General features: G+C 73.5%; 12 protein-coding genes. 7 read left to right on the forward strand and 5 right to left on the reverse strand.

Going from position 1 to position 13,129, the window contains the following annotated elements; translation table 11 throughout:
• The first annotated feature begins 62 nt into the window (after positions 1-62).
• The gene (locus tag AC0GKK_RS18890) at positions 63-665 is read left to right on the forward strand and encodes a helix-turn-helix domain-containing protein (RefSeq protein ID WP_489882240.1); all 603 of its coding nucleotides are present in this window, start codon (positions 63-65) and stop codon (positions 663-665) included.
• 1 nt (position 666) lies between these two features.
• Entirely contained in the window at positions 667-1,791 is a 1,125-nt protein-coding gene (locus tag AC0GKK_RS18895) for a tyrosine-type recombinase/integrase (RefSeq protein WP_489882241.1), read from the forward strand.
• Positions 1,792-1,839: 48 nt separating this feature from the next.
• On the opposite strand, the gene AC0GKK_RS18900 is transcribed toward AC0GKK_RS18895, so the two are convergent.
• Both AC0GKK_RS18900 and AC0GKK_RS18905 read right to left on the reverse strand, forming a co-directional pair.
• Positions 1,840-2,742 (reverse strand): 1,4-dihydroxy-2-naphthoyl-CoA synthase, encoded by a 903-nt coding sequence (locus AC0GKK_RS18900; protein ID WP_226353926.1) that lies wholly within the window; start codon positions 2,740-2,742, stop codon positions 1,840-1,842.
• Positions 2,743-2,759: 17 nt separating this feature from the next.
• The gene (locus AC0GKK_RS18905) at positions 2,760-2,918 is read right to left on the reverse strand and encodes a hypothetical protein (protein WP_489882242.1); all 159 of its coding nucleotides are present in this window, start codon (positions 2,916-2,918) and stop codon (positions 2,760-2,762) included.
• Between the two features lie 215 nt (positions 2,919-3,133).
• On the opposite strand from AC0GKK_RS18905, the gene AC0GKK_RS18910 reads away from it, so the two are divergent.
• The 4 genes from AC0GKK_RS18910 to AC0GKK_RS18925 all read left to right on the forward strand — a co-directional run bounded on the left by AC0GKK_RS18910 (position 3,134) and on the right by AC0GKK_RS18925 (position 8,324).
• On the forward strand, positions 3,134-5,986 hold the full coding sequence (locus tag AC0GKK_RS18910) for an FAD-binding and (Fe-S)-binding domain-containing protein (protein WP_405421679.1): 2,853 nt from the start codon (positions 3,134-3,136) through the stop codon (positions 5,984-5,986).
• Positions 5,987-6,072: 86 nt separating this feature from the next.
• A complete protein-coding gene (locus AC0GKK_RS18915) occupies positions 6,073-6,918 on the forward strand; it encodes a patatin-like phospholipase family protein (RefSeq protein WP_208818953.1) in 846 nt (281 codons plus the stop codon).
• A gap of 76 nt (positions 6,919-6,994) precedes the next feature.
• Positions 6,995-7,819: an aldo/keto reductase gene (locus AC0GKK_RS18920; RefSeq protein ID WP_208818954.1), complete on the forward strand. Its 825-nt coding sequence runs from the start codon at positions 6,995-6,997 to the stop codon at positions 7,817-7,819.
• Positions 7,820-8,006: 187 nt separating this feature from the next.
• Entirely contained in the window at positions 8,007-8,324 is a 318-nt protein-coding gene (locus AC0GKK_RS18925) for an adhesin (RefSeq protein ID WP_073576881.1), read from the forward strand.
• Between the two features lie 54 nt (positions 8,325-8,378).
• On the opposite strand, the gene AC0GKK_RS18930 is transcribed toward AC0GKK_RS18925, so the two are convergent.
• From AC0GKK_RS18930 to AC0GKK_RS18940, 3 genes are all read right to left on the reverse strand, one after another.
• Positions 8,379-10,025, reverse strand: coding sequence for an ABC-F family ATP-binding cassette domain-containing protein (locus AC0GKK_RS18930; protein WP_208818955.1), 1,647 nt, complete (start codon positions 10,023-10,025; stop codon positions 8,379-8,381).
• A gap of 20 nt (positions 10,026-10,045) precedes the next feature.
• Positions 10,046-10,780 carry a dienelactone hydrolase family protein gene (locus AC0GKK_RS18935; protein WP_405414862.1) on the reverse strand — a complete coding sequence of 245 codons (735 nt, stop codon included), beginning with the start codon at positions 10,778-10,780 and terminating at the stop codon, positions 10,046-10,048.
• Between the two features lie 100 nt (positions 10,781-10,880).
• Complete coding sequence (locus tag AC0GKK_RS18940; RefSeq protein ID WP_489884037.1) at positions 10,881-12,158, reverse strand: MFS transporter; 1,278 nt, start codon at positions 12,156-12,158, stop codon at positions 10,881-10,883.
• 244 nt (positions 12,159-12,402) lie between these two features.
• Here AC0GKK_RS18940 and AC0GKK_RS18945 point away from each other — a divergent pair, with 244 nt between their 5' ends.
• Positions 12,403-13,122: a PIG-L deacetylase family protein gene (locus tag AC0GKK_RS18945; protein ID WP_346108511.1), complete on the forward strand. Its 720-nt coding sequence runs from the start codon at positions 12,403-12,405 to the stop codon at positions 13,120-13,122.
• Positions 13,123-13,129: the final 7 nt, after the last annotated feature.

Genomic DNA, 13,129 nt, shown 5'->3' on the forward strand with positions numbered 1-13,129 from the left:
GTGCCACCGTGACCCCTGCCCCGAAGTCGAGCGGCACTGTCAGGGCCGACCCAATAACACGAGTGATCGCCGAGCGCGTCGCCGCGCTGCGGAAGTCCTCCGGCCTGAACCAGGCTCAACTCGGCGAACGCGTGTCGCAGTACCGACCCGGCTGGAGTAGGTCGACCGTCGTCAAGCTGGAGAACTTGAACCGCGAGTCGGTTTCGGTTGGCGACCTTCTCGCCCTGTCACTTGCGCTCGATGTCCCGCCGATCTGGCTGCTCGCCGACGTTGAGGAAGGCACACCGACGCCGGTGGCAGACCAGCAGGCCGTGAACCCCTGGGATGCGCTCCTGTGGATGGGTGGCCGCGCGCCGTTGACGGAGGATCCTGGAGTCTGGTGGCTCCGGATCGCGCCGACGTTCGGCCGCTTGTACGAACTGGCGGGCGCGATCGAGCAGATTCGCCGTAACCAGGCCGAGCAAAGTTTCTTCGCCAGCGGCGCCGGACCTGCCGCGTCCGCCGACTCGCCTGACGACCTCGCTGATAAGGACCGCCGCGTCCTGCGCGTGATCGCCGAGAACCTGACCGCGATTCAACGTTCCGGCCTCACGGTCCCCTCGTTACCTGCGGATGTGCAGAAACGGGCCTTGGATCTGCAGGTCCCCTTGCCCGGGGAGGGCTGACATGGGCTACATACGGGACAGGTGGCGTGACCCTGCCCGCCGCGGCAAGGGCAAACGTTGGCAGGTCAAGATCCGTGTCGACGGGCGGGAACGGGACGGCGGGACCTACGACGTCAAGGCGATCGCGAAGCGCCGTCTGACCGAGCTCGAGGCCGCCGGCCAGCGGGGCCAGTGGGTGGACCTGACCGACCGCACCACGGTCGCCGAGGCCGCCCGCGCCTACATCGCGACCCGCCCGTACAAGGCCGGGACGCTGGAGCGGACCCTTGGCTACGTCCGCAACCACGTCGACGGCACCGAACTCGGCGCTCGACGGCTCACCGCGGTCCGGCCGTCCGACGTGCAGGCGTGGGTCACCGACCGCGCCGCGCACATGGCGCCCTCGACGTTGCGCGCCCTGGTCAAGTTCCTGCGGTCGGTGTTCCGTGCGGCCGTCGACGACCACCGCATCGCGCGCAGTCCGTTCGTCCGGATCACCCTGCCCCGCCACGAGCAGGACCGCGTTGTCCCGCTGACCGTTGAGCAGGTGCGCGCCCTGGCCGACGCCGTCGTCGTCCGGCATCGCGCGCTGATCATCACCCAGGCCGGCCTCGGGCTGCGCATCGGCGAGCTGCTGGCGCTGCGGGCGCAGGACGTCGACTTCCTGCGGCGCACCGTGCGCGTCGAGCACCAGATCGACCGGCGCTCCCGTGAGCGGGTCCCGCCGAAGACCCCGCGGAGCCGCCGCACGGTTCCGCTGCCGACCGTCGTGGCCGAGGCGCTGGCCGAGCACCTGGCGGAGCATCCGGCTGCCCCCGACGGTCTGATCTTCCACACCGCCGAGGGCAGGCCGCTGCTCCAGGAGTACGTCAGTAGGGACGTGTTCGGCCCCGGGGTCCGGCGGGCCGGTCTACCGGACGGGACGACGAGTCACGACCTGCGCCACCACTACGCCTCGGTACTGCTCGCCGCCGGTGAGAGCGTGCTGGCCGTCGCCGAGCGCCTGGGCCACGAGGACGCGACGCTGGCGCTGACGACTTACGGCCACTTAATGCCGGACTCCGAGGACCGGACCCGGCGGGCCGTCGACGGGGCGTGGTCTGCGCTGCCCGCCGACGCTCCCGCTGCCCAGGTGCTGCCCGGATGATCTACGTCGTCGTGTTCTCGCTGGTCAGTGCCGCTGCGCTGCTCGCCGCTAGTAGTGCCAGGGGAACGGCGACCAGTCCGGGTCCCGCTTCTCCAGGAACGAGTCCCGGCCCTCCACCGCCTCGTCGGTCATGTAGGCCAGCCGGGTCGCCTCACCGGCGAAGAGCTGCTGGCCGACCAGGCCGTCGTCGGCGAGGTTGAAGGCGTACTTCAGCATCCGCTGGGCCTGCGGTGACTTGCCGTTGATCTCCGACGCCCACTGCAGGGCCTCGGTCTCCAGGTCCGCGTGGTCGACCACGGCGTTGACCGCGCCCATGTGGTGCATCTGCTCGGCGCTGTAGGTGCGGCCGAGGAAGAAGATCTCCCGGGCGAACTTCTGGCCCACCTGGCGGGCCAGGTAGGCCGAGCCGTAGCCGCCGTCGAACGAGCCGACGTCGGCGTCGGTCTGCTTGAAGCGGGCGTGCTCGCGGGAGGCGATCGTGAGGTCGGCGACGGCGTGCAGCGAGTGCCCGCCACCGGCGGCCCAGCCGTTCACCACGGCGATGACGACCTTCGGCATGAACCGGATCAGCCGCTGGCACTCCAGGATGTGCAGCCGCCCGGCCCGGCCCTGCTCGACGGTCTCCGCGGTGTCCCCGGAGGCGTACTGGTAGCCGGTGCGGCCACGGATGCGCTGGTCGCCGCCGGAGCAGAAGGCGCGCTTGCCGTCCTTCGGGGAGGGGCCGTTCCCGGTCAGCAGCACCGCGCCCACGTCGGCGCTGGTCCGGGCGTGCTCCAGGGCGCGGTAGAGCTCGTCGACGGTGCCCGGCCGGAACGCGTTGAGGACCTCGGGACGGTCGAACGCGATCCGCACGGCCCCGGTGGCGCGGGCGCGGTGGTAGGTGATGTCGCGGAAGTCGAACCCGTCGACCGGCGTCCAGGCGTCCGGGTCGAAGGTCTCGGAGACGGTCATGGCCGAAGCCTAAGGACTCACTCCGCGACGAGCGGCGCCAGCCGCCGGGCCACGGCCAGCGCGGGGCCCGGGCCGGGCCACCCGGTGTCGTCGTCGGCGTCCGACGCGGCCGGCCGGCCGGCCCCGGCCGCGCCCCAGGTGCGCACCACGGTGTCGGCGAGCTCGTCACGGGGCATCCACGCAGCGTGCCGAGGCGATCCGGATCACCGCAACCGCGCTCCCGTCGACGGGAGGGGCCCGGGGACCGCGGGGTAGCGTCATCTCCCAGCCCGGGGCCGTCGCAGGTGCCGGAGTCTGCGCCGAGAGGAGCCCCGTGACCACCGACAGCGCCGCGCGTCCCACCACCGCGAGGAGCGAAGGCGGATCGCGTTCGACCACCGCGTACCGCGCCCTGGAGAACGATCTGCGTGCCGCCATCGGCGGTGAGGTCCGGTTCGACGCGGGCAGCCGCGCGATGTGGTCGGCGGACGCCTCGAACTACCGGGGCGTCCCGATCGGCGTGATCTGCCCGCGCGACGCCGCCGACGTCGAGGCCGCCGTCGCCGTGTGCCGCACCCACGACGTGCCGGTGCTGCCGGTCGGGTCGCGCACCTCCATCGCGGGCCAGGCCGTCAACACCGCGGTCGCGATGGACTTCCGCACGCACATGGACGCGATCCTGTCCGTGGACCCCGACGCCCGGACCGCGACCGTGCAGCCCGGCGCCGTCTGCGACGCCGTGCGCGACGCCGGCAAGCCGCACGGCCTGACGTTCGGCCCGGACCCGTCGACGCACAACCGCTGCTCGATCGGCGGGATGATCGGCAACAACGCCTGCGGCTCGCACTCGGTGGCCTGGGGCAAGACCGTCGACAACGTCGCATCGCTGGAGGTCCTCACCTACCGCGGCGAGCGGCTCGTGCTGGGCGGCGACGGCACCGAGACCGGCGCGATCCCGGACGCGCTGCGTGCGCTGGGCGCGCGGGTCGCCGACGACGTCGAGAAGCACGTGCCCGAGCTGACCCGGCGGGTGTCGGGCTACAACCTCGACCAGCTCGTCCCGGGCAACGTGAACCTCGCCAAGGCGCTGGTCGGCACCGAGGGCACCTGCGCGACGATCCTGTCCGCGACCGTCGACCTCGTCGAGTCCCCGCCCGCGCGGGCGCTGGCCGTGCTCGGCTTCCCCGACGCCTACCACGCCGCGGACAACGTGATGATCGTCCGCGAGCACTCGCCGCTGACGATCGAGGGCATGGACGCCGGGCTGATCGCCTCGCTGCGCGCCCTGCGCCCGAACGAGACGACGAGCCGGATGCTCCCCGAGGGCAAGGGCTGGCTCTACGTCGAGACCGGCGGGGCCACCCGCGCCGAGGCCGAGGCGGCCGCGCAGGCCGTCGCCGACGCCATGAAGGCCTACACGACCGGTGCGGTCGTCGTCGGCGAGCCGGCCCGGATGGCCGCGCTGTGGAAGATCCGCGAGGAGGGTGCGGGCCTGCTGACCCGCTCGCCCGAGGGCGGCGAGGCCTGGCCCGGCTGGGAGGACGCCGCCGTCCCGCCCGAGCGCTTCGGCGCCTACCTGCGCGAGTTCGACAAGGTGCTGGAGGACCACGGCCGCAAGGGCATCTACTACGGCCACTTCGGCGACGGCTGCCTGCACGTCCGGATCGACTTCGACCTGCTCACCAAGCCCGGCGTGCAGAACTTCCGGGACTTCATGACCGCGGCCGCGGACCTCGTCGTCGCGCACGGCGGGTCGCTGTCCGGTGAGCACGGCGACGGCCAGGCCCGCGCCGAGCTGCTCCCGCGGATGTACCCGCCGCAGATCATCTCCGCGTTCGAGGACTTCAAGGGGATCTGGGACCCGGACGACCGGATGAACCCCGGCCGCGTCGTGCGCCCGGCGACGATGGACGAGAACCTGCGCGTCCAGCTCGGCATGCCGACCATGCCCGATGAGCCGAAGCTGGCCTTCGGCCACGACCGCGGCTCCTTCCACCGGGCCACCCGCCGCTGCCTGGGCGTCGGCAAGTGCGCCGTCGACACCGGATCGGGCGTCATGTGCCCCAGCTGGAACGTGACCAAGGAGGAGAAGCACTCCACCCGCGGACGCGCCCGGCTGCTGTTCGAGATGGCGAACGGCGAGATCATCACCGACGGCTGGCAGTCCGACGAGGTCGCCGAGTCCCTCGACCTGTGCCTGTCCTGCAAGGGCTGCAAGTCCGACTGCCCGGTCGGGGTGGACATGGCCTCGTACAAGACCGAGTTCCTCGCGAACCGCTACCACCGGAAGCTGCGCCCGCGCGCGCACTACTCGATGGGCGCGCTCCCGCGCTGGCTGCGCGCGGTCGGGGTGCTGCCCGCCGCCGCCGTCGACGGGCTGAACCGGCTCGCGCAGGTGCCGCTGCTGGCGAAGGTCGCGAAGAAGGCGGGCGGTATCGACGCCCGTCGCGCCATCCCGCCGATCGCCCGGGAGACCTACACCGCCCGTGCCGCCCGCGGGCTGCCGATGTCGACGGTGCCGGACCTCGGCGTCGCCCCCGGCAGCCGCGGCCCGCTGCTGCTGTGGACCGACACCTTCACCGACCACTTCGACCCGGAGATCGCGGCCGACGCCGTCGCGGTCCTCACCGGGCTCGGGTACCGGGTCGAGCTGCCCCCGAAGAACGTGTGCTGCGGCCTGACCTGGACCTCCACCGGCCAGGTCACCGCGGCCCGCCGGGTGCTGGCGCGCAGCCTGCGCGCGATCGGCCCGGCGCTCGACGCCGGCATCCCGGTCGTCGGGCTGGAGCCGTCCTGCACCGCCGCGCTGCGCAGCGACGCCGCGGAGCTGCTGCCCGACGACCCGCGGGTGCCGCTGCTGGCGCGGCAGGTGTCGACCTTCGCCGAGCTCCTGGCCCGGCACGCCGACGAGCTGTCGGCCGTCGCGGGGACCGGGAACGGTGCCGCGCTGGTGCAGATCCACTGCCACCAGCACGCCGAACTGGGCTCCGAGCCCGACCGCGCGGTGCTCGCCGCGCTCGGCGTCGACGCCACCGTGCTCGACTCCGGCTGCTGCGGCCTGGCCGGCAACTTCGGGTTCGAGGACGGCCACTACGACGTGTCGATGGCGTGCGCCGAGCGGGCCCTGCTGCCCGCGCTGCGCGCCGCCGACGAGTCCGTGGACCTGCTCGCCGACGGCTACTCCTGCCGCACCCAGGTCCGCCAGGCCGGGGAACGGGAACCGGTGCACCTGGCCCAGATCGCCTACCGCGCCCTGCGAGGGTGATCGCCGGCGGCGAGGGGTCCGGTGCCGGATCCGGCACCGGACCCCTCGCCCGTGGTGATCGTGCAGGACGCCGACGAGGAGGACCCATGGCCGACGACCGACGGGCACTGGTGCTGGGCGGCGGCGGGCTGACCGGCATCGCCTGGATGTACGGACTGCTGGCCGGGCTCCTCGCCGACGGCGTCGACCTGCGCGACGCCGACCTCGTCGTCGGGACCTCGGCGGGGTCGGTGGTGGGCACCAACCTGGCCGTCGGGCGTGACCCGGCCGCCCTCGCCGCGACCCAGCTCACCCCGCCGTCCGGGGAGATCGCCGCGACCCTCGGGCTGCGGCTCGCGGTCCGCTACGGCGTCGCCGCGCTCTCCGGACCGCGCGACGCGACCCGGGTCCGGGCCCGGATCGGCCGCCTCGCCCTCGACACCGACACGGTCGACGAGGCCGAGCGGATCGCGGTGATCCGCTCGCGGCTCGACGGCGCGGACTGGCCCGCCGACCGCGACCTGCGGGTCACCGCCGTCGACGCGCACACCGGCGGGTTCCGGGTCTTCGGCCGCGACGACGGCGTCGAGCTCGCCACCGCGGTCGCCGCCAGCTGCGCGGTGCCCGGTGTGTGGCCGCCGGTCACGGCCGCGGGCACCCGGTGGATCGACGGCGGGGTCCGCTCGATGGCCAACGCCGACCTCGCCGCCGGCTACGGCCGTGTCGTCGTCCTCGCGCCGCTGTCCGGCGGGCTCGGCGGTGCCGCGGCGCCGCGGGTGCAGGCCGAGGCGCTCGGTGCGCTGGCCCGGGTCGCGGTCGTCGAACCGGACCGGCGGTCGCGCCGGGCGTTCGGGCGCAACATGCTCGACCCGGCGCGGCGCCCCGCGTCGGCGCGGGCCGGCCGGGCGCAGGCGGCGGACGTCGCCGCCGAGATCGCGCGCGTCTGGGGCTGAGCCCGCGGGGTATTCCCGCCGGAGACCGATCCCACGGGGTCGCATGAGCGCGCAACGGCCCGGGTAGCCGAGGGCCATGACTGTTCCCACGATCAAGCTGAACGACGGCCGCGAGATCCCCCAGCTCGGCTTCGGCGTCTTCCAGATCGAGCCCGGTGACACCGCGGAGAAGGTCAGGGCGGCCCTCGACGTCGGCTACCGCCACATCGACACCGCGCAGATGTACGGCAACGAGGAGGGCGTCGGCAAGGCCATCGCCGACTCCGGCATCCCGCGCGACGAACTGTGGATCACCACCAAGCTGAACAACGACGGGCACGGCCGGGAGTCCGCGGTCAGCAGGCTCGACGAGAGCCTCACCAAGCTCGGCCTCGACCACGTGGACCTGTACCTCATCCACTGGCCGCGTCCGAAGGAGAACCGCTACGTCGAGACCTGGCAGGGCCTCGAGGACGCGCAGAAGGCGGGCAAGGCGCTGTCGATCGGCGTCTCGAACTTCCAGCCCGGCCACCTCGACCGGCTCGCGGCGGAGACCTCCACGGTCCCCGCGATCAACCAGATCGAGTTCCACCCGCACCTGGTGCAGCGCGAGCTCCGCGAGTACCTCCAGCAGCACGACATCGCGCTGGAGGCGTGGAGCCCGATCGGCCAGGGCAAGGGCCTGCTCGACGCGCCCGAGCTGAAGGAGATCGCCGAGCGGGTCGGCAAGTCCGCCGCGCAGGTCGTGCTCCGCTGGCACATCCAGCTCGGGAACATCGTGTTCCCCAAGTCGAACAACCCGGAGCGGATCAAGGAGAACTCCGAGATCTTCGACTTCGCCCTGAGCGAGGACGACATCGCCGCCGTCGAGAAGCTCCACACCGGCGAGCGCATCGGCCCGGACCCCGACGACTTCGGCTGATCCGCACCCCGCGCGCCACGGCCCGGCGCCCCTCTCCGTGAGGGGCACCGGGCCGTCGTCGTCGGTGGGGGTGACGGGTGTCACAGTGCGGCATGTGCGGAGGGCACGGCGCCACGGACCACCCGACAGGGGACGCGGACGGGCCGGCGCGGTGGACGTGTGCGCGTGCGCCCGTACGGTGGGGACGATGTTGGCGATCACCGAGAACGCCGCCGAGGCGATCAAGACCCTGAGCACCGACGCGGAACTGCCCGACGACGGCGGCCTGCGCATCTCCGCGACCGACCCGGCGCAGGGCCTCGAACTGGCCCTCGCGCAGGAGGCCGACGCGCAGGACACCGTGCTGCGCGGGGAGGGCATCACCGTGTTCCTCGAGCCGGCCGCGGCGGAGCTCCTGGACGACAAGGTGCTCGACGTCCAGCCCGTGGCGACCGAGCAGGGCGAGCAGGAGCTGCGCTTCGCGATCGTCGAGCAGCCCGAGGCCCCGGACACCGTCCAGGCCTGACCCACCCGACGCACTGCGTGGCCCCGCCGGACATCCGGTGGGGCCACGCCCGTCTCACAGCTCGGTGACGGTCCCGTCGCGGACGTCCCAGCGGCGGGTGGCGCGCACCGTGTCGAGCATCCGCCGGTCGTGGGTCACCAGCAGGACGGTCCCGTCGAAGTCCTCGACCGCCTGCTCCAGCTGCTCGATGGCGGGCAGGTCGAGGTGGTTGGTCGGCTCGTCGAGCACCAGCAGGTTCACCCCGCGCGCCTGCAGCAGCGCCAGCGCGGCGCGGGTCCGCTCGCCCGGCGAGAGCGACGACGCCGTCCGCAGCACCTGGTCCGCGCCGAGGGAGAACTTCGCGAGCAGCGTCCGCACCTCGGACTCGGGCCAGTCGGGCACCTGCTCGCCGAACGCGCGCAGCAGCGTCGCGTCCCCGAGGAAGGCGCCGCGGGCCTGGTCGATCTCGCCGACCAGCACCCCCGACCCGAGCCCCGCCGAGCCCGAGTCCGGGGTGATCCGGCCGAGCAGCAGCCCGAGCAGCGTCGACTTGCCCGCCCCGTTCGCGCCGGTGACGACGACCCGGTCCGCCCAGCCCACCTGCACCGTCGCGGGACCGAACGCGAAGTCCCCGCGCCGCACGGCGGCGGCGTCGGCCCGCGCGACGACCGACCCGGACCGGGGTGCGGAGGCGATCTCCATCCGCAGCTCCCACTCCTTGCGGGGCTCCTCCACGACCTCCAGCCGCTCGATCGCCCGCTCGGTCTGCCGGGCCTTCGCGGCCTGCTTCTCGCTGGACTCCTGGCGCTGCGCGCGGACGTTCTTGTCCGGGTCCTTCGTCTTGCGCCGGGCGTTGCGCACGCCCTGGGCCATCCAGTTGCGCTGCATGACCGCGCGCTGCTTGAGGCCACCCAGCTTGTCGGCGTACTCCTCGTAGTCCTCGCGGGCGTGCCGGCGGGCGACCTCGCGCTCGGCGAGGTAGGACTCGTAGCCGCCGTCGTAGACGTCGATCCGCTGCTGGACCAGGTCCAGCTCGACGATCCGGTTCACCGTGCGCGCCAGGAACTCCCGGTCGTGGCTGACCAGCACCGTCGGCGTGCCCTGCCGGGCGAGGCCGCCCACGAACCGCTCCAGCCGCTCCAGGCCGTCGAGGTCGAGGTCGTTGGTGGGCTCGTCGAGCAGCAGCAGGTCGTAGCGGGACAGCAGCAGCGCTGCGAGGTTCGCCCGCGCCGCCTGCCCGCCGGACAGCCCGGTCATCGGGGCGTCCGGGCCGACCGCGAGCCCGACCTCGCGCAGCACCTCGCCGGAGCGCTCGTCGAGGTCCGCGCCGCCGAGGGCCAGCCAGCGGTCCAGCGCGGCGGCGTAGCGGTCGTCGGCGCCGGGGGTGCCCGACGCCAGCCCCTCCGCCTCGGCGTCCATCGTCGCCTGTGCGTCGGCGACGCCGGTCCGGCGCGCCAGGAACCCGGCGACCGTCTCCCCGGGACGCCGGTCGGGCTCCTGCGGCAGGTGCCCGACGGTCGCGTCGGGCGGGGCGAGGGTCAGCGACCCGTCGTCCGGGGGCCGCGAGCCGGCCAGCACCGTCAGCAGGGTGGACTTGCCGGCGCCGTTGGCACCGACCAGCCCGATGACGTCGCCGGGCGCGACGACGAGGTCCAGCCCGGAGAACAGGGGTCGGTCGCCGTGGCCGGCGGCCAGGCCCGTCACGTGAAGGGTCGCGCTCATCTCGAGCGCAGACGCTACCCCTACAGGTTCGCCCCGAAGAGCCGGTGCAGGGCGTCCCAGTGCCGCTGTTCGGCGTCGTCGTCGTGGGTGGGGGCGTCCGGCACCGCGAAACCGTGCGCCGCCGGATAGGTCTCCAGGGTCGCCGACACCCCGGCCGCGGACAGCGCGTCGCCGAGGCGCTGCTTCTGCTCGTCGGGGAAGGAGTCGTCGTCGGTGGCGCCGGCCACGTACACCTCGGCCCGGATGCGGTCGGCGAGCCGGTGCACGCTGGCCGGGTCGTCGGTGGCGAGGTTGCCCCCGTGGAACGACGCCGCGGCCGCGACCCGCTCCGGCTGCGTCGCGGCGGTGCGCAGGCTCATCACCCCGCCCATGCAGTAGCCGGTGGTGCCGACCGCCCTGCCGCCGACCTCGGACCGCTCCAGCAGCGCGGTCACCCACGCCTCGGCGTCGACGGCGACGAACTCGGGCGTCAGCGACCTCACCATCCCCATCAGCCGGGCCCGCTCGGGCTGGTCGGAGAACACGGTGGCGAAGTCGAACGGGGCCCAGTCGCCGTGCCGGTGGTAGACGTCGGGCAGCAGCACCGCGTAGCCGAGCGACGCCAGGTGCGCGGCCATGTCGTGGATGGCCGTCCGGACTCCGCCGGCGTCGGGGTAGAGGAGCACGCCCGGCCACGGGCCGTCGCCGTCGGGGGTGTGCAGGGTGGCGGCGGCGTCGCCGTCGGGGGTGCTGATCGTGAAGTCGGTGCGCGGCACGGGTCCGGCCTCCCGGGGGTGATCGACGGGTCGCACCCGTTCTACGCCCCCGGGAGGCGTTCCGCCGGACCGCGGCGCGGTTCGGGTGGTACGTACCGGATCAGGTCCTGGTCAGTGCGTCGTCCTCGTCGAGGCGCCGGGTACGGGTCTCCGAGTAGCTCGCCACGGCGATGATCGTGACCACCGACGCGACCGCGATGTACACCGCGATCGAGTAGCCGGTACCCGTCGCGACCAGCAGCGACGCCGCGATCAGCGGGGCCAGGCCGCCCGCGAACACCGACGCCAGCTGGTAGCCGATCGAGATGCCCGAGTAGCGCACCTTGGTGCCGAACAGCTCGGACAGGAACGCCGCCTGCGGGCCGTACATCGCGCCGTGCAGCACCAGCCCGACCGTCACCGCGACGGCGGTGAGGGCGAAGCTCTGCGTGTCCACCAGGAAGAAGAACACGAACGCCCAGACGCCGACGCCGGCGGCGCCGAACAGGTAGACCGGCTTGCGGCCGACCCGGTCGGAGACCGCACCCCACATGGGGGTGGTCACCAGGTGCACCGCGGCACCGATCAGCACCGCGCCCAGCACGAACGACGACGGCAGCCCGAACTGCTCCTTCACGTACGTCGAGATGACGATCGTGAAGATGTAGTACGAGACGTTCTCGGCGAACCGGGCGCCCATCGCGGTGAGGACCTCGCGCGGGTAGAGCCGCAGGACGTCCAGGATCGGCATGGTGTCCTTCTCGCCGGCCGCGGCCCGCGCGGCGGCCCTGGCCTGCGCCTCCCGGAAGACCGGGGACTCCTCGACGGCGAGGCGGACGTAGAGGCCGATCAGGACCAGCACCGCGGACAGCAGGAACGGGATCCGCCAGCCCCAGGCCAGGAACGCCTCCTCGGACTGCACCAGCGCCATGATCGCGAGCAGACCGTTGGCCAGCAGCTGACCGGCCGGGGCACCGGCCTGCGGCCAGCTCGCCCAGAACCCACGGTGCTCGGGCTTCCCGTGCTCGGAGACGATGAGGACCGCGCCGCCCCACTCACCGCCCAGCGCGAAGCCCTGGATCAGCCGCAGCACGACGAGCAGCAGCGGCGCGGCGATCCCGATCGTGGCGTAGGCCGGCAGCAGGCCGATCGCGAACGTCGAGGCGCCCATCATCAGCAGCGACAGGACCAGCAGCTTCTTGCGGCCGATCTTGTCGCCGTAGTGGCCGAAGACCAGGCCGCCCACCGGGCGCGCGATGAACCCGACCGCGAACGTGCCGAGCGAGAGCAGGGTCCCGGTCGCGCCGTCGGACTCGGGGAAGAACACCGCCGGGAACACCAGGGCGGCGGCGACGCCGTAGAGGAAGTAGTCGTACCACTCGACGGTCGTGCCCAGCATGCTCCCCGCGACGACCTTCGCGATCGGCGTGTGCGGCCGGTCGGATGCGGGGGGCGTCGACGGTCCCGGCGCGGTGGCGCCTGCGTGCGTGTCGGACACGGTCTCTCCCCGTCGACGAGACTGGTGGTCGTCGGGAGAAGGTACTGCTTCCGGGTGATCGATTCACCGGTTGCGCCCGCACCCGTGAGCCGACCGTGACGTCCTCCGGCGCCACCGGCGGCACGGGGGACGGCACACTCCCGGCATGGCCGACCTGCAGCCGCTGCCCGAGACGTTCGACCGCGCGCTGGTCGTGGTCGCCCATCCCGACGACATGGAGTACGGCGGGTCCGGTGCCGTGGCGCGGTGGACCGCGCAGGGCCGCGAGGTCTCCTACCTGCTGGTCACCCGTGGGGAGGCCGGGATCGACGGGCTCGATCCCGCCGAGTGCGGTCCGGTGCGCGAGGCCGAGCAGCGGGCGGCGTGCGCTGCCGTCGGTGTCACGTCGTGCGCGTTCCTCGACCACCCCGACGGGCTCGTCGAGTACTCCGTCGCGCTGCGCCGCGACATCGCCGCCGCGATCCGCCGGCACCGGCCGCAGCTCGTGGTCACCGGCAACCTCCGGGAGTTCTGGGACGCCGGGGAGTCGCTGAACCACGCCGACCACGTCGCGGTCGGGCGGGCGACGGTCGACGCCGTCCGTGACGCGGCCAACCGCTGGTTGTTCCCCGGCACCGGCCCGGCCTGGGACGGTGTCACCGGGATCGCGGCCGCCGCGTCACCGGCGTCGCGGCACGCCGTCGACATCTCCGACCACCTCGACGCCGCCGTCGCGTCGCTGTCGGCGCACCGCACCTATCTCGACGGTCTGGGCGGCGGCCCGGCGACCGACCCCGCCGGCTTCCTGAGGGAGACGGCCGAGGTGACCGCGGCGCGCCTGCCCGGCGCCACCGCGGCCACCCCGTTCGAGTACCTGCGGCCCTGACCGGGGC

The organism is Pseudonocardia sp. P-1 (assembly GCF_058111925.1).